Here is a 23,003-nt window from a genome sequence, read left to right as displayed (position 1 = left end):
ATGGGTCTGAACACAGCACTAATCGTGCGGAACGACTTCCTGCACGAGATCAAGGGCGATCCTGAGTTCGGGCAGAAGGTCTACGGAGCAATCATCTCCAATGGACGCGGCCCCTACCACGGCCAGAGCTTCGACGTTCTCCCCAGCGACCATGCTGACAATATGCAGATTGTCGCAATCGGCGGAAACAGCATTCGCACGCTCGGTTATGGCGGCGATTGGGGCGCTGAGGATGAAACGATCCTTCGAAATCTCGCTAACCGCATGGGCTTCAAGCTCGTTCGAAAGGCGGTGAAGTGATGGCTCGCACTGTCTCCGAATGGAAAGGCAAGAGCGACGACGCAATGCCGCCGCCGCGCGTCAAGGATCGGATCCGCGCGCGCCAGGGCAACGTTTGCGCCCTGACCGGCGTCGAGCTGCGCCCCGGAGTGAAGGTCGAGTACGACCATATCGTCCCGCTGTGGCTGGGCGGCGCGAATTCCGAAAGCAACCTGCAAGCCGTCGTCTCGGAAGCTCACAAGCGGAAGACGTCCGCAGAAGCCAAGGTTCGGGCAAAGTGCAACCGCACGCGGAAGGCTCACCTCGGCATCAAATCCAAGAAGAAATCCTCGTGGGGCAACCTCGGCCAGCGCATGGACGGGACGATCTACGACAAGCGTACGGGAGAGATCGTGCGATGAGCATGACCAAGAAGATAGAAGACGGCGGACTGTACTGCATAATCGAAGCCTTGGAACTGTGCCACGATTATCTCAGTAATCGCTCTGACGCTGACTGCGATCAGGATGGTTTCCAGCCGAACAAGGAAATGGTTTTGCTCAGCAAGGTGCAGTCTGCATTAGAGCATTTCAGCACGACAAAACCTGTCACCTTTCAATCTGCCGACGACTTGCTCAACGCAGCTAGCGGCATGAAGCGCATCGTCGAAGAGCTCGATGGAGCGATAAAACATGGCACATGGCGCGACGAGCACGGTCTCCGCCTCAAAGATACGCCCGAGTGGATCGTTTTCTACAACGCACTTTCTAAGGCCGCAGCCGTGAGAAAAACAGGAGGAGGAGAATGACCTACCTGTCCTCACTCATCGCAGACATCGCACGGGATGAAATCCCCGATAATGTTTGGGAAGTAGCGCGATCGCTCCGAAACGTCGTGAATTGGCAGAGCAATGGCAGCATCGAGAATATAGCCAAAGTTCTCATAGCGTTCAGCAAGCGCTACCAGTGGCAGCCGATAGAGACCGCGCCGAAGGACGGCACAAGAATTCTGCTCGTTGGCGGCGTTTTTCACGATATTCCATTTGCGGGTTACTGGAACTTTTCGCCCTACGCGCCGGATCGCCCATGGACGACGGTTGTTGGCAGACTCACGCTCTATGAGCATTGCCCCACCCACTGGATGCCACTTCCCTCTCCTCCCCGAACCAAGGAGGGCGAGAGCAATGGCTGATCTCTCCTCACTCATCGCACGACTGGAGAAGGCGGAAGGGCCGGATCGGGAGCTTGACCGCGACATTGCGCTAACCGTCGACGGATTTGTCTACGAGAAGCGCGGGAAGGATGCCAAGCCATGGTTCTACCATTCGACCATTGGCGGCCGGCGGCAACTGATTAGCCCGTACAATTCGGAGAGGCTTCCCGCCTACACCTCCTCCATCGACGCCGCCGTATCTCTGGCGGAGCGAGTGCTGCCGGGTCGCTCCGTTATGATGGGCTGGAGACAATCGAGCGAAACGAAACCGTGGGCGCGTGTCGGACACTGGACCGACCCCGATGCAACAGGCGCCACACCTGCCATCGCCCTCGTCCTCGCCACCCTCCGCGCCCTTGACCAGAAAAACGGTGAAGCATGACCTCCCCCGTATCCGCCGTAGAGGCCATAGAGAAGGCAATGCGCGACCATATCAAGGTTGATGCGACCGGGCTTTCTCCGGCAGTCGCTTCTGCATACGTCTTCGGTTTTGACGAGGCGGCAAAAGCTATCGCCGAGATTATCGCCCGCCAGGCAGAGGCGTTGCAGCGGGAGAATGCGGAGCTGCGGGAAGCGCTGAAGCCGTTTTCGACTATCGCTGGTCGGTTTTGCGACGAGACAAGCCGCCGATTGAAGCCGGATGATCACAACGTCTGGGGCTATGGCGACGACACGCTCACCTACGGCGACTTCCGCCGCGCCCGCGCACTTCTCGGAGGATCTGAAGATGCAGAGTGAAAAGTGCAAATCCTGCTTCGAGTGCAGCGAAACGATTGTCGTCAAGGTTCGTGACGAGCGCGGCGGCGAGTGGCGCGATAGCTCGGTACGTCGATGCGCCAATGACCAGTGCTGGCACATAGTTGCCGGCACACGCGAAGACCGTCTGGCATGGATCAGCAACGTCTACGACTACAAATATTTCGGGGATTACGAGCTTAGCCCAGAGCAGCTTTCCGCTGTTTATGAAGCGAAGAGCCTCGCCGCCCTATCCGATCAAGAGCGGGCGGTAGAGGTGAAGGGGCTGGAGATTGACGAGCTGATCGAGGAGATGCTCGACGCCCAGCAGGACATCAATCTCGCTGCAAACTCTCACATGGATCAATCCTTGTGCGATGCATCCGCGCTCATCGACAGAGTTGAAGCATTTCTGCTCCGCATCCGCTCCGCCCTTGTCGATGTGCCGGTAGAGCCGGTGGCGTATCTTCGTCTGGAGAACCGGACTGACATCGACGGGGAGACCTACACCGGCCTCCAGTTATCCGACGTATCCGATGAACGCGCTTTCCCGGTCTACACCCGACCTCCCCATAGAGAAGGAGAGGACAGCGCGGAGGTGGAGAGGCTGACGCGCCCCATTGTCGGCATCGAGCATCGCACGGCGCAAGAAGTCTTCGACATCATGGCCGACCGCATTCGCCTCGCCGCCACGCGCAGCACTTCCGCCACAAGTGCGAAGACATGGGGCGAATGGGAGCGCGAGAAACAGTCTGAGGAGGATCAATGATCGCTCTTCTCGACAACGGCCAGGATCTGGAACAGTGCGCGGCGGAAATCGGTGGCCCGGTTGGGCAACTCCTAACCCCGCTCACACGATATCACCTTCGCAATCCCGATCTCCCGTGGGCGATAGACAACGGACGCTTTAGCAATCCCGACACCAGTGGCCTGATTTCACTCTTGGAGAGGGAAGCGAGCCGCAAGGAAAAGTGCCTGTGGGTAGCAACACCGGACGTCGTTGGCTCGGCGCGCCGGACACTTGAGGTATTCCATATCTGGAAGAAACGACCCGAGCTAGGCGGTTGGAGGCTGGCGCTTGTCTGTCAGGATGGTCAGGAAGATCTCCCTATGCCGTGGGAGGAAATCGCCGCCATCTTCATCGGGGGCTCCACCAAGTGGAAATGCTCAGAGCATCCGGCGCACCTCATCAGCGCTGCTAAGGCGCTTGGCAAAGCCGTCCATGCCGGAAGAGTGAACGACCCAGCCCGCTGGAAGCACTTTGAAGAGCTCGGCGTCGATACGTGCGACGGGACCGGGCTCGCTCGATACACACACATGCGCGAAGCCATAGCCAACCGCCACAATCAAGGAGACCTGCTCAATGCAGTCGCTTAATCGCACCATCGCGCTTACCGCTGCATTTGCAGCGACGATCCCGCTTGCCAACTGGCTTATCGGCAACGTTGGAACGGTCTGCACTCCTGATGGACCGTGCCTGTTGCCAGTCGGGTTCGGCCTGACCGCGCCAAGCGGCGTGCTCGTCGTCGGTGCATCTCTGGTCCTTCGCGACATGGTGCATGAGGCCGGTGGCGCGAAGGCGGCGTTGATCGCCATTGGGATCGGCGGCCTTCTGTCGGCCATCTTCGCCGCGCCGGCCCTTCTGCTTGCCTCGGTTCTCGCTTTCGTGCTCGCGGAGCTGGCCGACCTCGCCGTCTACGCGCCGTTGCGCGAACGCCGCCTCTGGCTGGCTGTTTTCCTCAGCGGCGTTGCCGGGGCGGTCGTCGATAGCGCCGTCTTCCTCTGGGTCGCCTTCGGCTCTCTCGACTACATCACCGGCCAGATCGTCGGCAAAATGTGGATGACGCTGATCGCCCTGCCGATCCTCTTGGTGGTGCGCAATCGCTGCCGCCTCGGCCGCCACCAGTGGTTCATTCACGAAAGCTACGGATACGGGTTCACTGAGCGCTGCGGCCGCTGCGGGAAGATCACCGACCGTGGCGGGCACTGGAACTGAGGAGGGACGTCCGATGAGTAAGGCAATCGAAGACGTGTTTGCCGAGCGTCGCCGGCAGATCGAAGCGGAAGGCTGGACGGCCAAGCATGACGACGCGCATGGAAAAGGGAAATTATTGCTAGCCGCAAGGGCCTACTTCGCACACGCGACAGATCGTGCGCTATCTCAACCGCGAGGTGATCGAGCGGGCATCCCCTTCGAGTGGCCATGGGATAAAAAATGGTGGAAGCCGAAGTCGCCCAGAAAAGACCTCGTCCGTGCCGGCGCCCTTGCGTTGGCTGAGATAGATCGCATCAAGCGCCGCTTCGCGTTACGGGCAGAGCATCGTTATGTGGATGCCGAAGCACACTACGGCCTCATCATCGCCGAGATTGAGCGCATCGACTGCGATCCCGCCAGCACCGCGAAAGGCCAAGCCGATGAGTGATGATATCATGCAGGCGGCAGTCGGGGTAAAGACGCTGCTCCGTTTCACGCCGGAAGACGAGTGGGCCTCTGTCATTGCGAAGGCGATGATGGATGAGACTGCGCGCCTTCGCACAGAACGTGACCACTTCTACAACCAGTTTCAGGCGGCACGGGCCGCACTGACGCCGAGGAGCGAAGAGGAAAAGCGCGGCTTCGAGCGGGTGCTCGCCATCCTCAAGGCAAAGCTTTCCGATGGAGGCGGCATTGTCGGGCCGTCTGAGGAGCAGCGCGCTCACAACAACTTTTATCGGGGGCGCAGGATGGCATTCGAAGAATGCACCATCATGCTGACCGCCGCCCTCAAAGCAACTGGAACCGCCCCCTCCTCCCGTAACGCACTTTCTGGAGGAGAAGGCGAATGAAGCTGACTAGCCTAGAGGAAGAATTTATCGCGGAAATGGCAGCTGAACCCGGCTCAGACAACGAGTGGGCGAATTTCGATCCACCCTTTGTGCGCAAGGCATATGACCGTTTCGTGCGCAAAGGCTGGCTGGAATACAGAGGCGACGGACAGAACAGGGACTTCAGGTGGACAGCCGCCGGCCGCAACGCACTGGATAAGGAGCGTGGGGGATGAGGAAAAGAACCTGCCTCGAAATCGCAAACTTCCTTAATGCCAGGCTTCGAAACAGAAGGCGACCAAGTGAGGCGAAAACCTTCATGTGGGACACGCTGGCATATACATCGACCGACGAGTGCATAATTTGGCCCTACAGATACAACCGAGATCGGCCGCACGTTAAACATGGCGGCAATCGTTATCTCAATGTCTGCCGCATTCTTTGTGAGGCGCAGTATGGACCGCCAAAATCAAAAGATCATCAAGCGGCACATTCTTGCGGTAATGGACATCTTGGTTGCGTCAATCCTCGCCATCTTTCTTGGAAAACACCCAAGGAAAACTCTGATGATCGATATCTCCACGGCACTGACCCACGAGGCGAGAGAAATCCCAGAGCTAAGCTGAACCGAGATATCGCGAACGAGATTCGTCGTCGCTCTGCATCGGCTTCGGTGGGCGACTTGGCGGTTATGTATGACGTTTCACGGTCAACGATCCGAAGCATTATAGTTGGAGAGCGGTGGGTATGACGGCAACCTTCACCGGATACATCATCGCTGCCAGCGACTGGCCAGACGACGTTAAACTAGCCATGGGGAAGAGTACCATTGCGGCCAGCACGCCTGATGCATGGCGTCGACATGTCGGGCACGAGAGGGCAGCAAGCCTAGATTTTCCGATCTACGTCCAGCGCTGGAGCGATATGGGTTACAAGCCCTTCCGAGTCACCCTGACACTCGACAACTCGCCGGACCAATTGGATGTAATGGCCGAAATTCTGCGCAAGCAGGCAGTACGCCCACGCGGCATCCAGCCTGTACCGAGGAAGGAGCCGCGAGAATGACGGCACCGGCCCTTGTTAAGCAATCCGAATTGAAGCGCATGGCCGCAATCGCGAAGAGCGAGGGTGTGCCAATAGAGCTTGAGGTAGAGGGAAGAATCTATCGCGTTCTCCCCGATATCCCCGCTAATCACAACGCTGAAACCATCGACATTGACCGCAAGGGGCGAGGCTTCCTCTAATGCGCGGCATGCCTCGCCCGAGAAAGCCATACATCCAGAAAGAGACGACCAGACACGGGAAGGTGGTCTGGTATTTTCGCCGCGGGAAAGAGGCCCGCATTCGCTTGCCAGGAGCGTTTGGCTCGGTAGAGTTCAATAAAGCCTATGAAGCGGCGCTAACCGGCATGCCAGCCCAACAGGCCGCCAAGGCAACAAAAGGAACCCTGCGCTGGCTGGTGGATCAGTATTATCAAAGCGCTCGTTTCGACAAATACCGCCCAAATACTCAGCGAAACCAGCGGCTGGCGCTGGAGGGCGTATGTGAGAACGGGAAGGATTTGTTGTACCGGCAGATCACGCCAGCAGACATAAAGCGCGGCTTGGTGCGGCGCGAGAAGACCCCGCGTATGGCGGAGATCTACCTTGTCGTCATGCGAAATCTCTTTGAGTTCGCCATGGACAATGAATGGGTCTCGAAAAATCCAACGGACAACATCAAGGCCAAATCCGTGAAGACGGATGGCTATCATGTCTGGACCGTCGAGGAAGTCGCTAGGTATCAGGGAAGGCATGCCATAGGCACACAAGCGCGGCTGGCGCTCGATATCATGCTTTATACCGGCCTGCGTCGGTCGGATGCCATCACGCTTGGCCCTCAGCATGTCAAAGACGGCGTGATCACCATAAGGGCGCAGAAGAACAAGGCCGAGATCGTCGTGCCAGTCCTGCCGCCTCTAGCTGAATCCATAGCAGCAACAAAAACCGGTGATATGGTTTTCCTCCTCAACACGAAGGGGGCGCCATGGAAGAATATCAGCTTTGGGTATTGGTTCGCTGCTAGGTGCGATGAGGCAAAGGTTCCCGGACGCGCTCACGGCCTCCGCAAGGCCGGAGCGACCATAGCTGCCAACAATGGAGCGACACCGTATGAGCTTACCGCCATGTTCGGATGGAGCTCTACGAAGATGGCCGAGATCTACACCAAAAAGGCTGATCGCACCCGCTTGGCGGAACGCGCAGCGAACAAGCTATACCCGCACCAACCAAAAGGTGCGGGCAAAGGCACTAAAAACCAAACCTGAATCAGATAGTTAGCGAAACCATTTTAACTATGATGGTTGGTTAATGCTGATGAACCGGATCGGGGAGGCAGGTGCCTCCCCTTCACGTTTTCGTCAGACCACGTGATGCTGCGGGTGCACCTAGATGACGACGTGCGATCCCAGTTCCACGACACGGTTGGTCGGCAGGCGGAAGTAGTCGGAGGGATCGGTGGCGAGGTTGGCGAGCCCGATGAACAGGCGATCCTGCCACATGGGCATGCCGGACTGCGCATCGGGCACCAGCTTGCGGCGGCCGAGATAGAAGGAGGTCGACATGATGTCGAACTTGTGCCCGGCCTTGCGCATCAGCCCCAGCGCCTGCGAGACGTTCTGCGTCTCCATGAAGCCGAAGCGCATTTCGATGCGCGAGAAACGGTCGGAGATGCGCTCCACCGAGAAGCGCTCAGCCGGCACGACGCGCGGCGTGTTGGCGGTCTTGACCGTCAGGATGAAGTTCTGCTCGTGTAGGACGTGGTTGTGCTTGATGTTGTGCAGCAGCGCGGCGGGCGCGAAATCGGGATCGCTCGTCAGGAAGATCGCCGTGCCGGCGACCTGCACCGGCGCATGGGCGCTCTGCTTTTCGACGGACTTGATGAAGGCCGGCAGCGGCACCTCGATGCGGCGGGTCTTGTCGCGCAGAATGCGCGTGCCGCGCGTCCAGGTCCACATCAGGAGGACCACGGCGGCAGCGATGGTGACGGGCACGTAGCCGCCGTCATGCACCTTGAGAAGGTTCGCGCCGAGGAAGGTGAGTTCCAGGAGGAGGAGCGGCGTCAGCGCGCCGATGGCGGCAAGCGGCTTCCAGCGCCAGCGGGCACGCAGGAACTCGAAGGCCATGACGGTCGTCACCACCATCGCGCCGGTGACGGAGATGCCATAGGCCGTCGCCAGCTTCTCGGACGAGCCGAAGATGAAGACGAGCAGCATGACGCCGAAGAGCAGCACCGTGTTGACACCCGGCAGATAGATCTGGCCTGTCTGGGTTTCGGACGTGTGGAAGATCTCCATGCGCGGCAGGAAGCCGAGATGGATCGCCTGCCGCGTCAGCGAGAAAGCGCCGGTGATGACCGCCTGGCTGGCGATGATGGTGGCGGCCGTCGCAAGGATGACGATCGGCAGCAGCGCCCAGTTGGGAAACATCAGGAAGAACGGATTCTCGAAGGCCTCGGGATGGGCGAGGATCAGCGCGCCCTGGCCGAGATAGTTCAGCGTCAGCGCCGGGAAGACGAGGCAGAACCAGGCCCACTGGATCGGCCGGCGGCCGAAATGGCCGAGGTCGGCGTAGAGCGCCTCAGCCCCGGTGACCGTCAGGAAGACAGCGCCGAGCACGACGAGGCCGACATAGCCCTCGTTGATCATGAAGACCACGGCGTAATAGGGATTGAAGGCGGCGAGGATGCCAAGGTCGTCGCTGATATGGCGGATGCCGCCAAGGCCCATGACGATGAACCAGATGGCGGTGATCGGACCGAAGAACTTCGACACGGCGGCCGTGCCGAGCGACTGCACGGCAAAGAGCATGACGAGGATGACGACGGAGATGGGCACGACATAGTCCCCGAGCGTCGGCGTCACCAGCTTCAGGCCCTCGACGGCGGACAGCACCGAAAGGGCGGGCGTGATCATGGCATCGCCGATGAAGAGCGCGGCGCCCACCGCCCCCATGAAGAACAGCACCGTGGCGCGCCGGCCGGCGGTCTTCATCAGGAGGGCGAGCAGCGAAAGCGTTCCGCCCTCGCCGTGGTTGTCGGCCCGCAGCAGGAAGAGCACGTATTTGAGCGTGACGATGATCGTCAGCGTCCAGATGATCAGCGAGATGAGGCCGATCACCTCGGCGCGCGTGATGCCATCCTGCGCGACGGGGCGCAGCGCTTCTCGGAAGGCATAGAGGGGGCTCGTGCCGATGTCGCCATAGACGACGCCGATGGAACCGAGGGAGAGGAGAAACAGCGTGCGCGCCCTGCTCTGGGCCTGCGGTGCGCTACCGGGATGATGTTGCATGGGGCGATCGGGCTCTTAGAGCCAGCCTTTCCAGCGGAAGAAGAAGAACGGGAGGATTGCCGAAAGGACCATCGCGACCAGCGTCAGCGGATAGGCGGAGGCAAGATGCAGTTCGGGCATGAAGTCGAAATTCATGCCGTAGGTCGAAGCGATCAGGGTTGGCGGCAGCAGCACGACGGAGGCGATCGAGAAGATCTTGATGATGGCGTTCTGCTCGAGATTGATGAGGCCGAGCGAGGCATCGAGCAGGAAGGTAATGTTACCCGCCACGAAACTTGCATGTTCGGAAAGCGACTGCACGTCCCGCGTGATCGTGCGGCAGAGTTCGAGGCTCTCGCGATCCGACTGCAGGGCCGGCAGCGCATGCAGGAAGGTCAGCACGCGCGACAGCGACATCAGGCTGTCGCGCGTCTTGGCAACGAGACGGTGCAAGGCCGAGACCTGCACCACGCGGTCTTCCAGATAGCGCGGCGGGCGGCGGTTAAGGTGCCGCTGGTCGCCGAACACCTCGATGGACAGCCTGTCGGCGCGCGAGACGGCGATTTCGAGGATTTCCGCGGTGCGGTCGACGACGGTTTCCAATAGGCGCGTGACCATCACGGTCGGCGAGGAACAGCCGCCGGGAATGCGGTGCATGCCGCTCTTGAAGAGCGCGAAGGAGCGCGGTTCGGCATAGCGCACCGTCAGCAGCCTGCCGGCCGTCAGGATGAACGCGACGTCGGTCAGCTGCGGCAGGTCGCTCTCCGCCTTCACCATCAGCGAGGCGGTCATGTAGGCAGCGTTGCCGTCTGTGTAGAGGCGGCTCGAGGGCTCGATGTCCTTGAGTTCGTCGCGGGTCGGCACCTCGATGGAAAGAACGCGCTCGATCAGCGCTTCCTCCTCGCGGGTCGGCTCGACCATATCGACCCAGACGGCGCCGGCAAGGGCTTCGGCGGCCGCAGAATCTGTTTCTGCCGGCAGAGAGCGTGCCTCGCCGTTGGAACGGAAAACCGTGATCACCGGCGAATGGCTCCGGAACGGACCATCGCTCACACTCCTGGTTGGACGCCGCCGTTCAGCGGCCGGCCGCGCATATTGCTCGGCGCCGCACAAAAATCAAGCTTTCGCCACGAACGCGCCGAAAGCGTAAAGGTTCACCTATTCGAAGACGATGGAAGGCGCGCCGCGGGTGCCCTTGTCCTTCAGCGCCTCCAGTTCCTGCCAGACGCGGGTCGCGATCTCGCGGTAGATTTTCGCGGCCGCCCCATCCGGGTTGGAGACGACGACGGGCGTGCCGGCATCGGAGGTTTCGCGGATGTCCATGGTCAACGGTACCTCGCCGAGGAACGGCACGCCGATGCGCTCGGCCTCCTTGCGCGCGCCGCCGTGGCCGAAGATATCATAGCGGTTTCCGGTGTCGGGAGCGATGAAATAGCTCATGTTCTCGACGATGCCGAGCACCGGCACCTCGACCTTGCTGAACATATTGAGGCCCTTGCGCGCGTCGATGAGGGCGAGATCCTGCGGGGTGGAAACGATGACGGCGCCGGCGAGCGGCACCTGCTGGGCCATGGTGAGCTGGGCGTCGCCCGTGCCGGGCGGCATGTCGACGACGAGCACGTCGAGCTCGCCCCAGGCGACCTCGCGCAGCATCTGCATCAGCGCCGACTGGATCATCGGCCCGCGCCAGATCATCGCCACCTCCTCGTCGACGAGGAAGCCCATGGACATGACCTTGATGCCGTAATTCTCCATGGGCTTGATGATGCGGCCCTCGATCTGCTGCGGGCGGCCCGAGATTTTCAGGAGCCGCGGCATGGAGGGGCCGTAGATGTCGGCATCGAGGATGCCGACGCGAAGGCCGTTGGCCTTCAGCGCCAGCGCGAGGTTGACCGAAGTGGTCGACTTGCCGACGCCGCCCTTGCCGGACGCGACGGCGATGATGGCCCCGACGCCGGGAATGCCGGCCTTCGCGCGCTGCGGCGGCTGGCCGGGCGCGGCATGGCTATGGCCGGCATGGCCGTGGGCCGCGCCGCCGCCGGGCGGCGGGGGGGCCGGCGCGCGGGCGGCGGCCGGGCCGGAGGCGGCGCGCTTGTCCGCCGTCAGCGCCACCATGGCGGCCTTGATGCCGGGGATTTCCTTGACGACGCGCTCGGCGGCGGCGCGCATCGGATCGAGCTCGCGGGCGCGGTCGGCCGGGACGGTGATGGAGAAATAGGCCTTCCCATCGGAGATGAACACGTCCGAGACGAGGCCGAGATCGACGATATTGCCGTCCATGTCCGGGCCGCGCACCGTGCGCAGCCGTTCCAGCACCTGTTCCTTGCTTACATCCGTCATGAAACCCTCGATGAATACCCTCGCGGCACGGCCGCTGCCTTCATTCCGTAGATAGTGCACGCGAAGGCCGCCGCCAAACGAATTTGCCGGCGACGGGCATTTGCGGCTTTGCGGCAGGTTGCCTCAGGCGATCAGCCCGCGACGGATGGCCTTGACCACGGCCTGGGTACGGTTGACCGCCTCCAGCTTGCGCGTGACCTGGTTGAGGTAGTGGTTCACCGTGTGCTCGGAGAGGCCGAGAATCTCGGCGATCTCCAGGCTCGTCTTGCCCGCCGCCGTCCAGCTCAGGCACTGGATCTCGCGATCGGTCAGCATGACCTGACCCGACTTCCAGGCCGAGCCGATCTCGGCCAGCCGGTTGAAGAGATGCACGGAGATCATCTGCAGCATCAGCCGGTCGTCGCGGCCGAGCGTCGCGCTCTCGCCGCCCCAGACCACCGCGCCGCGATTGCCGAGCGCGTCATGCACCGGGAAGAAATGGCCGACCAGCATGCCGTGGCCGGTCATCATATCGAGCAATTCGCTGAAATCGGCCTGTTCGGAGGATTCGCCGATCCATTCGCGCATGTCGTAGGAAAAGGGAACGGTGGTCAGCCGCAGCTTACGGATGCCGGCGCTCTGGCGGACCATGCGCATGGCGTCGTACTTGGCAAGGACCTCCTGCGGCCAGTTGCTGACGATGGAATAGGCCGAGAGCTTTTCCGCCTCGAAACCCGGCAGCGTGAAGACGATGAAATACCTGAGGCCGTATTCCTCGCACTTGCGGCGCATGTAGCGCACGATGTCGAACTGCGTCTCGAGAGCTGCGATCTCGGCGCCTTCGTCCTGCACCTGCTTCTCACCGTTTCTGGTCTCGTCATCCGTCATGGTGCCCCGCAAAGAATAGTCCTCCCCTTGGGCAGTTGGAACGGGACCGAACGCTTTCCAGAAAGTCACAAGGTTTTTTATGCATCAGTTCAAAAGCCCGGCGCGGATCGCCTTGGCGACCGCCTGAACCCGGTTGACCGCGTCGAGCTTGCGCGTCGCGCGGTTCAGGTAATGATTGACAGTATACTCCGACAGACCAAGGATTTCCGACATTTCCACGCTGGTCTTGCCGGCGGATGCCCAGGACAGGCATTCGATCTCCCGGCGCGACAACGACACGCTCGGGCCGTGGCCGGAGCGACGCTCGACGACTTCCGTGAAGATCTGGTTCGCCAGCGCGTTGAGTTCGGCCATCTCGCGCGGCTGCAGCGCCTCGCGCGTGCCGCCGAAGGCGAGCGCCCCGCGCAGGCCCGCCGAATTGTGCGCCGGGAAATAGGCCCCGCGCGACAGACCGTGCCGCTCGAAGAGGTCTGCGGCGATCGCGGCCTTGCCGTCGATCCGCCGGCGGTTGGTGCCGTCCGCGTCATAGACGAAGGGATTGGTGCTCTGGCGCAGGCGCTCGACGACCGGGCTGCCGAAAATCAGGCCCGCATGGTCATAGGTTTTCAGCATCTCGTCCGGCCAGGAGGTCAGGAGAACGCTGGAGGAGAAATCCGTGGAGGTTTCAGAGGGGACGGTGATCAGGAGATAGCCGCGGAACCCGAAGTGCCGGGCAATGCCCTCCAGCCTTTCGGCGACGTCCTCCTCCGCGGCCAGGGCCGACAGGCTCGTACCCCATCGGTTCTGGAACTGTGCAGATGTCGTGTGGAAGCGATCCGCCATATCCCTTTTTCCTTCAGCAACGCATGCGCCCGCACGGCAGAGCAGCTCTATCCGCACAATGCACCTGCTTGCCTCAGGAACCCCCGTATCCCAATGCAAGTATGTTCGAGAACCGCGCCTCAAGTCCGCGGCAGGCGACGCGGCTCAACAAGCCGGTCACCTGGAAAGCTAATGGCGACCCCAATCCACGTCCAGCGCGATTTTCTAATTTACCGTAAAATCGGGAAGTAAAACAACTTTGCCACAGGGCGCATGCCCTATAATCCACTTATCGTTGCGGACCGAGCCTTGCGGCGAGTTCTTCCATGATCGCCCGTGCCGCTTTTCGCACCGACGGCGCCCACGCTTCAAGCTGCTCCGGCCCGACCCTGTAGGCAGGCCCGGTGACGGAAACGCCGGCCACCAGCCCGCGCCCGCTGTCGACGACCGGAGCGGCGACGCAGCGGATTCCCGGCTCGTGCTCCTCCCGGTCGAAGGCGATGCCGCCCTCGCGGATCCGCGAAAGCTCGGCCAGCAGCGCGGCGCGGCCCGTGATGGTCTGCGGCGTGAAGCTGTGGAAATCCATGCCGTCCAGGATCGCATCGAGCGCGGCGGCGTCGAGCATCGAAAGCGCGGCCTTACCGACGCCGGTGCAATAGGCAGGCGACGCATTGCCGATCTGGGAATTCATGCGGACGGCCTGCCGGCTTTCGACCTTGTCGAGATAGATGATCTCGCGCCCGCGCAGCACGCCAAGATGCACCGTCTCGCCCGTCTCCCCGTGCAGCGCCTCGAGGAAGGGCGCGGCGACGGCGCGGAACTCGTTGCGCGCCCAGGAGGCCGAGGCGAGCTTCAGCAGCCGAAGGCCCGGCACATAGGCATGGTCGGGCCGCAGTTCCAGCAGCCCTTCCTGCACCAGATGGGAAAGCTGGCGATGCAGCGTACCGCGCGGCTGGCCGCTGACGGCGAGCACGTCGGTAAAGCGCATGGGCCTTTCGGAAAGCGCCACCGTCTCCAGCACGGTGACCGCCTTGCCAAGCGTGCCGGTTCCGCTTTCCTCGTCTCGCTCGGTCGTCATCGTCGCAGCCCTTTTCCATCTCTTGACAGGCCGGCATGGTAGCGGAATAATTCCGAATAATCAAACTCAGTTCCAAATAATGGAACATTTCGGGAGAAAGCGATGGCTGGCCGCTATCCGGACCTCGCAGGACAGGGCGTGCTCGTCACCGGTGGCGGCTCGGGCATCGGTGCGGCGCTGGTCGCCGGCTTTGCCGCCGAGGGTGCCCGTGTCGCCTTCCTCGACATCGCCGAAGCGGAAAGCCGATCGCTCGTCTCCACTCTCGAAGGCAAGGCGGAGCATCTGCCGCATTATATAAGGACGGACCTGCGCGACATCGACGCCCTGCGCGCGGCGGTCGCCGAGGCCGCGTCGGTGCTCGGCGGCATCCGCGTGCTGGTCAACAATGCGGCGCGCGACGACCGGCACGCGCTGGAAACCGTCGAGCCCGACTACTGGGACGAGAACCAGGCGGTGAACCTGCGCCACCATTTCTTCGCCGCGCAGGCCGCCGCGCCGCATATGCGCGCGGGCGGCGGCGGGTCGATCGTCAACTTCTCCTCCATCGCCTTCCTGCTCAACATGGGAGAATTGCCGGCCTATGCGACCGCCAAGGCGGGCATTATCGGCCTCACCAAGTCGCTCGCCGGCCGGCTCGGCCCGGACAATATCCGCGTCAACGCCATCCTGCCCGGCATGGTGCTGACCGAGCGGCAGAAGCGCCTGTGGATCGACGAGGCGGCGATTGCCGGCGGCATCGACCGCCAGTGCCTGAAGCGCTCGCTCGTCGCCGCCGACATGGTCGGCCCCTGTCTCTTCCTGGCGTCGGACGCCTCCGCCGCCATCACCGCCCAAACGCTCATCGTCGACGGAGGCATGCTCTGATGACCGAACCCACCCCGCAACGCACCGCTGGGCCTGCCTATGTGGCGGTGGACTGGGGAACCTCCAGCTTCCGCCTCTGGCTGATCGGCCGGGACGGCAGCGTTCTTGCCGAGCGCCGCAGCGGCGAAGGCATGACGACGGCCGCCCGCACCGGCTTTGCCGAGGTGCTGACGAGCCACCTTGCCGCGATCTCCGCGCCGGCAGGCCTGCCGGTTCTCATCTGCGGCATGGCGGGCGCCAAACAGGGCTGGATCGAGGCCGGCTATCTCGACACGCCCGCCGCGCTCGCCGACATTCCGGCCGCCGCCGTGCGCATTCCCGGCATCGACGCGGATATCCGCATCCTGCCCGGCCTTGCGCAGCGCGCCGCCATGGCCCCCGACGTGATGCGCGGCGAGGAAACGCAGCTTCTCGGCGCCGCCGGCGAACTCGGCAATGGCGACCATCTCGTCTGTATGCCCGGCACGCACAGCAAATGGGTCCGCCTTTCCGGCGGCAGGGTCGAAGGCTTTTCCACCTTCATGACGGGCGAACTCTTCGACGCCATCGCGAAGAACACCATCCTCAGCCATGCCATTGCCGAGGCGGGCGCGATCTCCGGCGACAATGCCGCCTTCCGCACCGCCGTCGCCCGCATGGTGGAAAAGCCCGCGCTCGCCACGAGCCAGCTCTTCTCCGTGCGCGCCGGCTCGCTGATCGCCGGGCTTTCGCCCGAGGATGCCAAGGCGCGGCTTTCCGGCACCTTGATCGGGCTGGAGATCGCGGGCGCGCTTTCGCTCGTCGCCGAAGGAACGCCGGTCGCGCTCGTCGTTTCCGGCGGGCTCGGCGCACTCTACAGAGAGGCGCTCGCCGCCGCCGGTCTTTCCCCTTCCCTCATCGATGCCGATGCCGCCGTGCGCAACGGCCTTGCCGCGGGCGCCAGGGCGCTCTGGTCCCTTTAAAGAAAGCTGGAAACAATGAGCCGTATTCCCTTCCCCCCCATGAAGCACCCGCTGATCGCCATCCTGCGCGGCCTCAAGCCGGGCGAGACCGAGGATGTCGTCGGCGCGCTGATCGAGACCGGCTTCACCGCCATCGAGATCCCGCTGAACTCGCCGGAACCGTTCAGGTCGATCGAGATCGCCGTGAAGATGGCGCCGGAAGGCTGCCTGATCGGCGCCGGCACCGTGCTGACCGTCGCCGACGTCAACCGCCTCGCCGATGTCGGCGGGCGCCTGATGGTCAGCCCGAATGTCGAGCCGGAGGTGATCTCCACCGCCGCCGCCAAGGGCATGGTGACGATGCCCGGCGTCTTCACCCCCACCGAGGCGCTTGCCGCCGCCCGGGCCGGCGCGACGGGCCTGAAATTCTTCCCCGCCAGCGTGCTCGGCCCGGCCGGCATCAACGCGATCCGCGCCATCCTGCCGGCAGACCTCGAAATCGCCGCGGTCGGCGGCGTCTCGGAGAAGAACTTCGCCGACTATGCCGCCATCGGCATCCGCAGCTTCGGCCTCGGTTCCAGCCTCTACAAGCCCGGCATGACGGGCGCCGAGGCCCGCGCCCGCGCCGTAGCCACCATCGAAGCCTATGATGCCGTCTACGGGGCTAACCGATGACCGGAACCCACGCCTTTACCGGCCGCACGCTCTGCGACACCGCCTGCCAGCTCGGCGAGGGGCCGACCTACGATCCCGCGACGGACAAGGCCTACTGGTTCGACATCCGCGGCCGGAAGCTGCACGAACTCCATCTTGCGACCATGACGAAGGCCGTGCACGACCTGCCCTTCCTCGGCAGCGTGCTCGCCGTCATCGACGCGGAGCGCCAGCTCATCCTTTCCGACCAGGGGCTTTTCGTGCGCACCGTCGCGGACGGCAGGCTCGCCCCCTTTGCGAAACTGGAGGACAAGGCGGCCAACCGCTCCAACGACGGGCGGGTGCATCCCTCCGGCACGCTCTGGGCGAGCACGATGGGTCGCAGCGCCGAAAAGCATTCCGGCGCGATCTACCATGTGGCGGGCGAGCGGGTGACGAAGCTCTTCTCCGACATCACCATCCCCAACAGCATCTGCTTCTCGCCGGACGGCGGCACCGCCTATTTCACCGACACGGACGTCAACCGGCTGATGAAGGTGGCGGTCGATCCGAAGACCGGCCTGCCGACCGGCGCGCCGGAAGTCCTCTCCGACGAGAGCGGCACGCCGGGGGGCATCGACGGATCCGTCTGCGATGCAGACGGGCTGATCTGGAACGCCCGCTGGGGCGCGAATGCCGTCGACGTCTACAGGCCGGACGGCACGAAGGTCGCGCGCTACGACGTGCCCGCCGCGCAGGCGAGCTGCACCGCCTTCATCGGTGGCAAGGCCGACCGGCTGCTCGTCACCTCCGCCTGGCAGGATCTCGACGATGCGGCCCGCGCGGCCGATCCCGAGGCCGGCAAGACCTTCGAACTCGGCATTGAGGTCAAGGGACGCTTCGAGCCGAAATTCGCGCTGTAGAGCGTTGCCGCATTTCCCATGCAAAATCGGCAGGCGGTCCGCCCCGTTCGACGGGTTCGGGCCGCTTCTTTTGCATGGCTGCAATCAAGAAGAAGGCAATTTTCATCGGAACCAAAGCCGGGGGTCGTCGTTCCTTGTCCATCAGCCGGTGCGGACGGGCATTTCGAAACCGCCGCCGCGCCTTGATGCCAACGAGACGAAAGGCAGGTTCAAAATGACCAAGAAACTTCTTACCTCCGTTGCCGCTGGTGCACTCTTCCTGGGCGCGGCTCTGGCTCCGGCGGCTTATGCACAGGACACGAATCAGCCCGCAGCAGGCCAGCCCCAGACGATGGAGCAGCAGCCGGCCGCAGGCGCTGAGGGCACGACCCCGGGCGACACCGCAGCCACGCCGGGCACGACGCCGGGCGAAGACACGGCGCAGACCCCGGCAACCGGCACCGACAGCACGGATACGGCCCAGACGCCCGCAACCCCGAGCAAGGATACCGCCCAGGCTCCGGCAGCAGGTGGTGACTATCTGACGGCCCAGTCGGACGAACAGATCAGCGCCAACACCTATATCGGTCAGGCGGTCTATAACAGCGCCGATGAAAACATCGGCAAGATCTCCGACCTTATCATGGAAAAGAGCGGCGGTATCGACGCTGCCATCATCGGTGTCGGCGGCTTCCTGGGCATCGGCGAAAAGTGGGTTGCAGTGCCGTTCGAGAAGATCTCGATCACGCAGGTTCCGGACTCCGATGACGTCAAGCTGACGACCACGGAAACGGCTGAAAGCCTGCAGGCCGCGCCGGAATTCAAGACCAAGGCGCAGCAGGTGGCGGAACGTCAGGCCAATACCCCGGTCGACAGCTCGACGACCTCGTCGACGACCACGGGCACCGCGCCCGCCACGACCCAGCCGGCCGAATAAACCGGCGGGCTTTACTGACCTCCAGCCCGGTGGCACGCCCTGCGCCACCGGGTTTTTCTTATGAAGCGCTCCCCACCGCAATTCCGGACGCAAAACCGCTGCGCGCTTTGGCTGGAATTGCTCTAAAACAGCACGCCGTAGCGCATGGCATCGTAGATGCCGGCATGGATGTTGCGACTGTGGACGGCATCGCCAATCCGGAAGAGATCGAAGGTGCCCTCGGGATTGCGGGAGCGGATCGGATTCTCCTGTCGGATGAGCGCCTTGTAGTCGACCGCCCCGAGATTGCGCGACAAGGGCTTCAGCTCGAAATAGAGATCGGCCATCGGCATGGTGCCGTGCTCGACCACGACCTGCGCGACACGGCGCTCGGCCGAGGCGTCGGTCGAGAAATCCGAGCCGAGCGTCGCCACTAGCCCGTTGCCGTCGCGGCGCACGGCCTTGAGGCGCGTGTTGATCGTCACGCGGACGTTCCGTTCCGCGAAGGCCTTGGCATAGGGCACGTGATTCATGCCGCCGATCTCGGGCGCGAAGAAGCGCTCCGGCGAAACGACTTCCAGCTCCACGCCGGCCTTCGCGATCAGCTCCGCCGCCGTCATGCCGGTATGCGCGCCGTTGTCGTCATAGAGCAGGACCGGGCCTTCCGGCTTTACTGCGCCGGCAATGATGTCCCAGCTCGACACGACGAGGTCGTCGCCCGCTTCCAGTTCCGGGTTCTGCGCGATGCCGCCCGTCGCGATCACCACGAGGTCGGGATCGAGGGCGAGCACGTCATCGCCGCCGGCAAAGACGTTGTAGTGGATCGGCACGCCGAGGCGTTCGAGCTCGGCAAGGCGCCAGTCGGCGATGCCGATCAGTTCCCTGCGGCGCGGATTGCGGGCGGCCAGCAGGATCTGGCCGCCGGCCTCGCCCGTCGCCTCCAGCACCTCGACGGCGTGGCCGCGCTCCGCCAGCACGCGCGCCGCCTCCAGCCCCGAAGGACCGGCGCCGACCACCACCGCCTTGCGCAGGGGCCCCGGCGATTTCGAGATGACATGGGGGATAGTTGCCTCGCGGCCGGTCGCCGCATTGTGGATGCAGAGCGCGCCGCCGCCCTCGTAGATGCGGTCCAGACAGTAGGTGGCGCCGACGCAGGGGCGGATCTGCGCTTCCCTGCCCTCCTCGATCTTCCTGACGATATGCGGATCGGCGATATGGGCGCGGGTCATGCCCACCATGTCGAGCTTGCCTTCGGCGATCGCATGGCGGGCCGTCGCGACATCGGCGATGCGGGCGGCATGGAAGACCGGGAACTTTGTCGCCGCGCGCACGTCGCCGGCAAAATCGAGATGCGGGGACGCGGCCATGCCCTGGATCGGGATGACCTTCGTCAGGTGCGCGTCATGGTCGATATGGCCGCGGATGATGTTGAGGAAATCCACCTTGCCTGAATCGGCGAGGCGCCGGGCGATCTCGACGCCCTCCTCGCGCGAAAGGCCGATGTCCCAGTCCTCGTCCGCCGCCATGCGGATGCCAACGATGAAATCCGGCCCCACGGCCTTGCGCACGGCATCGAGCACCATGTCGGAAAAGCGCAGGCGATTGTCGAGCGAACCGCCGAACTCGTCCTCGCGGCGATTGGTGGCGGGCGACCAGAAGCCGTCCATCAGGTGGCCGTAGGCCTCGAACTCGATGCCGTCGAGGCCGGCGGCCTGCATGCGCTGGGCCGCGGCGGCATAGTCGCCGACGATGCGCTCGATGTCCCAGTCCTCGATCTTCTTGGGGAAGGCGCGGTGGGCAGGTTCGCGCACCGGCGAGGCCGAGAGCACCGGCAGCCAGTCGCCCTTGTTCCAGCCCGTGCGCCGGCCGAGATGGGTGAGCTGGATCATCACGGCGCAGCCGTGCTCATGACAGTCGTCGGCGATCTTCTTGAGCCACGGCACGATCTCGTCGGAATAGGCGTAGAGATTGCCGAAGGCGGGCGGGGAATCCTCCGAGACGATCGCCGAGCCCGCCGTCATGGTCAGCGCCATGCCGCCCTTGGCCTTTTCCAGGTGATAGAGCCGGTAGCGGTCCTTCGGCATGCCGTCTTCCGAATAGGCCGGTTCGTGCGAGGTCGACATGATCCGGTTCTTCAGCGTCAGGTGCTTCAGGCGGTAGGGCTGGAGCAGCGGGTCTTTCGATAGCGTCATCTCAAAGGTCCTAGCAGGTCGGCCGTGATCGTGCGGGAGATAGTCGCAAATGGCGACATCCGGGGCGACGGCCGCGGCGGCAAATCATGGCCAGCGCGCGCCCTCCCCCTCGTTGCCTTGCAGCACCTACCGCAGCGAGGCTACACAGGGCGGATCGCCGCTGTAACGCGGAAAAAAACTTACCGGCGCCATAACCTGCTTTTATGGAGACGATCCGTCAACGGCGCAGGACGGGCTGCATCTCCTCATGGAAGAAGCGGAAATAGGAGGTGATCTGCGCCAGCGCATTGGTCGACAGCTTGTACTGGATGCCGAGGCGGCCATTGGCGTACCAGCGCACCGTGCCGCTCAGCCGGCCCAGTTCCTCGCTCTCCACCGTCACGAGCTGGCCGGGCATGGCCTGGATCGGCGTTTCGATGTCGAATGCCATGCCGCTCGGCGAAAGATCGACGACGCGCGCCCGCGTCGACTGATGCATGACCTTCACCGTCGCGAAAATACGCACCTTGGAACGATCGGTCGCCCGGACGGGCATATCCTTGATGGTCGCCATCGCTGTCACCCCAGACTTGATTCTGGAGAAAACCTAGCGGAAGGCATTTGCCATCCCGATAAGAAAATGCATGCAAGTTTAAGGAACTGACTTATTCGGGGACACCTGGCCCCGAGGCCTGCCCGGCTCAGGAAGCGGCGCGGCCTTCCAGGCTGACATAGCGGTCGGCGAGGAAGCGCATGGTGGCGACGGCATCGGCCGGCTTGCCGTAGAAATAGCCCTGCCCCATGCCGCAGCCGAGCGCCTTCAGCTTCAGCGCCTCGGAAAAATCCTCGATGCCCTCGGCGACGACGGCAAGGTCAAGCCCCTCGCACATGGCGACGATGGCCTTGATGATGTGCTCGGAGGCCTTGTCGTTGGAAATGCGCGAGACGAAGGCGCGGTCGATCTTCACCTTGTCGAAGGTGAAGTCGCGCAGGCGACCGAGGCTCGACTGGCCCGTGCCGAAATCGTCGAGCGAGATGCGCACGCCCGCCGCACGCAGCTCCCCGATGATCTTCTGTGCCGTGTCTGCATCGGTCATCACCGCCGTCTCGGTGATCTCCAGCTCCAGCCGGCGCGGATCGAGCCCGACGCGGTTGAGGATGGCCAGCGTGTTGAACGCCGTCTTCGGGTCCATGAGCTGGGCGGAGGAGAGGTTGAAGGAGAGGAAGAGCTCCTTCGGCCAGGAAAGCGCCGCCTCCGCCGCCTTGCGCAGCAGCGTATCGGACAGCGCGTCGATGAAGCCGCGCTCCTCGGCGAGCGGCACGAAGACGGCCGGCGAGACATAGCCGAGATCGGCATCGCACCAGCGCGCCAACGCCTCGAAGCCGACGACGGTATCGTCGCGCAGGCTGACGATCGGCTGGAAATGGACGTCCACCTCGTTGGCGATGATCGCATTGCGCAGCGCCTGCTCGAGCTGCGTCGCGCGCTTCATCTCCTGGGCGATCTCCTGCGAATAGACCGTGATCTGGCCGCGCCCGCGGCGCTTCGAGCGGTAAAGCGCGGTATCGGCGCTCTTCAGCAGCTCGGTGAAATCCTCGCCGGCGAAAGGATAGATGGCGAAGCCGAAGGAGGCGGAAAGGCGCACGTTGCGGTCGCCGAGATCGAAGGGGGCCGACAGGACCTCGCGCAGCATCTGGCCGAGCTTTTCCGCGCCCTTGCGCTCGAAGACCAGCGGCAGCACGAAGGCGAACTCGTCGCCGCCATGGCGGGTGACGGTCGCGCCGTCGGGAATGCAGGCCTTCAGCCGATGCGCCACCTGGCAGAGGATCTCGTCGCCGGCGCGGGGGCCGAAGAGATCGTTGATGGGCTTGAAACCGTCGAGATTGGCGATGCCGATGGCGAAGGGCGCCGGGTCCGCCTCGCGCTCACGCGCGATCTGCCGCACCTTGTCACGCAGGCGATAGAGATTGCCGAGACCCGTGAGGGGATCGGTATAGGCCATGGCATGAAGATCAGTCTGGGAAACATCCAGCGCCGCATGATCAGCAGACTTCATCAATGATTTCCCATACTTGCGCCTGACCTCCGAGGACTGCCCTACGATGGGGCATGTCCGTTAACAAATGCATAGCAAGCGATCGTCAGTCCTTCCCACAGACCTCCCCATTTCTGGGGAGTTGACCGTCCGTTTTCA

At 63.3% G+C, this 23,003-nt stretch carries 30 protein-coding genes; 21 read left to right on the top strand and 9 right to left on the bottom strand.

Translation table 11 applies throughout. The features are described from left to right. From ShzoTeo12_RS18380 to ShzoTeo12_RS18305, 16 genes are all read left to right on the top strand, one after another. The gene (locus ShzoTeo12_RS18380) at positions 1 to 300 is read left to right on the top strand and encodes a hypothetical protein (RefSeq protein ID WP_318913431.1); all 300 of its coding nucleotides are present in this window, start codon (positions 1 to 3) and stop codon (positions 298 to 300) included. Beyond that, on the top strand, positions 300 to 680 hold the full coding sequence (locus ShzoTeo12_RS18375; RefSeq protein WP_318913429.1) for an HNH endonuclease signature motif containing protein: 381 nt from the start codon (positions 300 to 302) through the stop codon (positions 678 to 680). Before ShzoTeo12_RS18380 ends, ShzoTeo12_RS18375 begins: the two co-directional genes overlap by 1 nt. Further along, entirely contained in the window at positions 677 to 1,066 is a 390-nt protein-coding gene (locus ShzoTeo12_RS18370) for a hypothetical protein (protein WP_318913427.1), read from the top strand. The genes ShzoTeo12_RS18375 and ShzoTeo12_RS18370 overlap by 4 nt, the downstream gene beginning before the upstream one ends. After that, positions 1,063 to 1,449, top strand: a complete 387-nt coding sequence (locus ShzoTeo12_RS18365) for a hypothetical protein (RefSeq protein WP_318913425.1) — start codon at positions 1,063 to 1,065, stop codon at positions 1,447 to 1,449. The genes ShzoTeo12_RS18370 and ShzoTeo12_RS18365 overlap by 4 nt, the downstream gene beginning before the upstream one ends. After that, a complete protein-coding gene (locus ShzoTeo12_RS18360; protein WP_318913424.1) occupies positions 1,442 to 1,852 on the top strand; it encodes a hypothetical protein in 411 nt (136 codons plus the stop codon). The genes ShzoTeo12_RS18365 and ShzoTeo12_RS18360 overlap by 8 nt, the downstream gene beginning before the upstream one ends. Positions 1,853 to 1,890: 38 nt before the next feature. Beyond that, positions 1,891 to 2,208, top strand: a complete 318-nt coding sequence (locus ShzoTeo12_RS18355; protein WP_318913422.1) for a hypothetical protein — start codon at positions 1,891 to 1,893, stop codon at positions 2,206 to 2,208. Continuing rightward, the gene (locus ShzoTeo12_RS18350; RefSeq protein ID WP_318913420.1) at positions 2,198 to 2,974 is read left to right on the top strand and encodes a hypothetical protein; all 777 of its coding nucleotides are present in this window, start codon (positions 2,198 to 2,200) and stop codon (positions 2,972 to 2,974) included. Before ShzoTeo12_RS18355 ends, ShzoTeo12_RS18350 begins: the two co-directional genes overlap by 11 nt. After that, a complete protein-coding gene (locus tag ShzoTeo12_RS18345) occupies positions 2,971 to 3,582 on the top strand; it encodes a hypothetical protein (RefSeq protein WP_318913418.1) in 612 nt (203 codons plus the stop codon). The genes ShzoTeo12_RS18350 and ShzoTeo12_RS18345 overlap by 4 nt, the downstream gene beginning before the upstream one ends. Beyond that, positions 3,569 to 4,201, top strand: a complete 633-nt coding sequence (locus ShzoTeo12_RS18340; protein ID WP_318913416.1) for a VUT family protein — start codon at positions 3,569 to 3,571, stop codon at positions 4,199 to 4,201. The genes ShzoTeo12_RS18345 and ShzoTeo12_RS18340 overlap by 14 nt, the downstream gene beginning before the upstream one ends. Before the next feature lie 13 nt (positions 4,202 to 4,214). Beyond that, positions 4,215 to 4,628, top strand: a complete 414-nt coding sequence (locus ShzoTeo12_RS18335; protein ID WP_318913415.1) for a hypothetical protein — start codon at positions 4,215 to 4,217, stop codon at positions 4,626 to 4,628. After that, positions 4,621 to 5,031: a hypothetical protein gene (locus ShzoTeo12_RS18330; protein WP_318913413.1), complete on the top strand. Its 411-nt coding sequence runs from the start codon at positions 4,621 to 4,623 to the stop codon at positions 5,029 to 5,031. Before ShzoTeo12_RS18335 ends, ShzoTeo12_RS18330 begins: the two co-directional genes overlap by 8 nt. Further along, the gene (locus ShzoTeo12_RS18325; protein ID WP_318913411.1) at positions 5,028 to 5,246 is read left to right on the top strand and encodes a hypothetical protein; all 219 of its coding nucleotides are present in this window, start codon (positions 5,028 to 5,030) and stop codon (positions 5,244 to 5,246) included. The genes ShzoTeo12_RS18330 and ShzoTeo12_RS18325 overlap by 4 nt, the downstream gene beginning before the upstream one ends. Before the next feature lie 168 nt (positions 5,247 to 5,414). Further along, complete coding sequence (locus tag ShzoTeo12_RS18320) at positions 5,415 to 5,636, top strand: hypothetical protein (RefSeq protein WP_318913410.1); 222 nt, start codon at positions 5,415 to 5,417, stop codon at positions 5,634 to 5,636. A gap of 121 nt (positions 5,637 to 5,757) precedes the next feature. Then, the gene (locus tag ShzoTeo12_RS18315; RefSeq protein ID WP_318913408.1) at positions 5,758 to 6,075 is read left to right on the top strand and encodes a hypothetical protein; all 318 of its coding nucleotides are present in this window, start codon (positions 5,758 to 5,760) and stop codon (positions 6,073 to 6,075) included. After that, positions 6,072 to 6,254, top strand: a complete 183-nt coding sequence (locus ShzoTeo12_RS18310; RefSeq protein WP_318913406.1) for a hypothetical protein — start codon at positions 6,072 to 6,074, stop codon at positions 6,252 to 6,254. The genes ShzoTeo12_RS18315 and ShzoTeo12_RS18310 overlap by 4 nt, the downstream gene beginning before the upstream one ends. After that, positions 6,254 to 7,315, top strand: coding sequence for a tyrosine-type recombinase/integrase (locus ShzoTeo12_RS18305; RefSeq protein WP_318913404.1), 1,062 nt, complete (start codon positions 6,254 to 6,256; stop codon positions 7,313 to 7,315). The genes ShzoTeo12_RS18310 and ShzoTeo12_RS18305 overlap by 1 nt, the downstream gene beginning before the upstream one ends. Before the next feature lie 120 nt (positions 7,316 to 7,435). Here ShzoTeo12_RS18305 and ShzoTeo12_RS18300 read toward each other — a convergent pair whose 3' ends face one another. The 6 genes from ShzoTeo12_RS18300 to ShzoTeo12_RS18275 all read right to left on the bottom strand — a co-directional run bounded on the left by ShzoTeo12_RS18300 (position 7,436) and on the right by ShzoTeo12_RS18275 (position 14,402). Then, on the bottom strand, positions 7,436 to 9,337 hold the full coding sequence (locus ShzoTeo12_RS18300; RefSeq protein ID WP_119254459.1) for a potassium transporter Kup: 1,902 nt from the start codon (positions 9,335 to 9,337) through the stop codon (positions 7,436 to 7,438). A 15-nt stretch (positions 9,338 to 9,352) separates the two neighbouring features. Continuing rightward, on the bottom strand, positions 9,353 to 10,336 hold the full coding sequence (locus ShzoTeo12_RS18295; protein WP_318913402.1) for a magnesium transporter CorA family protein: 984 nt from the start codon (positions 10,334 to 10,336) through the stop codon (positions 9,353 to 9,355). A 138-nt stretch (positions 10,337 to 10,474) separates the two neighbouring features. Next, positions 10,475 to 11,656: an iron-sulfur cluster carrier protein ApbC gene (gene apbC, locus ShzoTeo12_RS18290; protein WP_318913400.1), complete on the bottom strand. Its 1,182-nt coding sequence runs from the start codon at positions 11,654 to 11,656 to the stop codon at positions 10,475 to 10,477. 123 nt (positions 11,657 to 11,779) lie between these two features. Next, positions 11,780 to 12,523 (bottom strand): LuxR family transcriptional regulator, encoded by a 744-nt coding sequence (locus ShzoTeo12_RS18285; RefSeq protein ID WP_318913398.1) that lies wholly within the window; start codon positions 12,521 to 12,523, stop codon positions 11,780 to 11,782. Positions 12,524 to 12,607: 84 nt separating this feature from the next. Then, positions 12,608 to 13,345, bottom strand: a complete 738-nt coding sequence (locus ShzoTeo12_RS18280) for a LuxR family transcriptional regulator (protein ID WP_318913397.1) — start codon at positions 13,343 to 13,345, stop codon at positions 12,608 to 12,610. Positions 13,346 to 13,613: 268 nt separating this feature from the next. Next, on the bottom strand, positions 13,614 to 14,402 hold the full coding sequence (locus ShzoTeo12_RS18275) for an IclR family transcriptional regulator (RefSeq protein ID WP_318913396.1): 789 nt from the start codon (positions 14,400 to 14,402) through the stop codon (positions 13,614 to 13,616). A gap of 102 nt (positions 14,403 to 14,504) precedes the next feature. On the opposite strand from ShzoTeo12_RS18275, the gene ShzoTeo12_RS18270 reads away from it, so the two are divergent. The 5 genes from ShzoTeo12_RS18270 to ShzoTeo12_RS18250 all read left to right on the top strand — a co-directional run bounded on the left by ShzoTeo12_RS18270 (position 14,505) and on the right by ShzoTeo12_RS18250 (position 18,658). After that, on the top strand, positions 14,505 to 15,266 hold the full coding sequence (locus ShzoTeo12_RS18270) for an SDR family oxidoreductase (RefSeq protein WP_318913395.1): 762 nt from the start codon (positions 14,505 to 14,507) through the stop codon (positions 15,264 to 15,266). Further along, the gene (locus ShzoTeo12_RS18265) at positions 15,266 to 16,207 is read left to right on the top strand and encodes a 2-dehydro-3-deoxygalactonokinase (RefSeq protein WP_318913393.1); all 942 of its coding nucleotides are present in this window, start codon (positions 15,266 to 15,268) and stop codon (positions 16,205 to 16,207) included. Before ShzoTeo12_RS18270 ends, ShzoTeo12_RS18265 begins: the two co-directional genes overlap by 1 nt. Positions 16,208 to 16,222: 15 nt before the next feature. Then, a complete protein-coding gene (locus tag ShzoTeo12_RS18260) occupies positions 16,223 to 16,861 on the top strand; it encodes a 2-dehydro-3-deoxy-6-phosphogalactonate aldolase (RefSeq protein ID WP_318913392.1) in 639 nt (212 codons plus the stop codon). Next, positions 16,858 to 17,742 carry an SMP-30/gluconolactonase/LRE family protein gene (locus tag ShzoTeo12_RS18255; RefSeq protein WP_318913390.1) on the top strand — a complete coding sequence of 295 codons (885 nt, stop codon included), beginning with the start codon at positions 16,858 to 16,860 and terminating at the stop codon, positions 17,740 to 17,742. Before ShzoTeo12_RS18260 ends, ShzoTeo12_RS18255 begins: the two co-directional genes overlap by 4 nt. Positions 17,743 to 17,956: 214 nt before the next feature. Then, entirely contained in the window at positions 17,957 to 18,658 is a 702-nt protein-coding gene (locus ShzoTeo12_RS18250; RefSeq protein WP_318913388.1) for a PRC-barrel domain-containing protein, read from the top strand. Between the two features lie 122 nt (positions 18,659 to 18,780). Here the strand turns inward: ShzoTeo12_RS18250 and ShzoTeo12_RS18245 are convergent, their stop codons facing one another. The 3 genes from ShzoTeo12_RS18245 to ShzoTeo12_RS18235 all read right to left on the bottom strand — a co-directional run bounded on the left by ShzoTeo12_RS18245 (position 18,781) and on the right by ShzoTeo12_RS18235 (position 22,865). Further along, the gene (locus tag ShzoTeo12_RS18245; protein ID WP_318913387.1) at positions 18,781 to 20,829 is read right to left on the bottom strand and encodes an NADH:flavin oxidoreductase; all 2,049 of its coding nucleotides are present in this window, start codon (positions 20,827 to 20,829) and stop codon (positions 18,781 to 18,783) included. A 217-nt stretch (positions 20,830 to 21,046) separates the two neighbouring features. Further along, on the bottom strand, positions 21,047 to 21,382 hold the full coding sequence (locus tag ShzoTeo12_RS18240) for a PilZ domain-containing protein (RefSeq protein WP_245424697.1): 336 nt from the start codon (positions 21,380 to 21,382) through the stop codon (positions 21,047 to 21,049). A gap of 127 nt (positions 21,383 to 21,509) precedes the next feature. Further along, entirely contained in the window at positions 21,510 to 22,865 is a 1,356-nt protein-coding gene (locus tag ShzoTeo12_RS18235; RefSeq protein ID WP_119254447.1) for a putative bifunctional diguanylate cyclase/phosphodiesterase, read from the bottom strand. Positions 22,866 to 23,003 lie beyond the last annotated feature (138 nt).

The organism is Shinella zoogloeoides, assembly GCF_033705735.1.
Taxonomy (GTDB): Bacteria; Pseudomonadota; Alphaproteobacteria; order Rhizobiales; family Rhizobiaceae; genus Shinella; species Shinella zoogloeoides_A.
The sequence above is the reverse complement of the archived record's forward strand: the minus strand, read 5'-3'. Positions and strand labels throughout refer to the sequence as shown.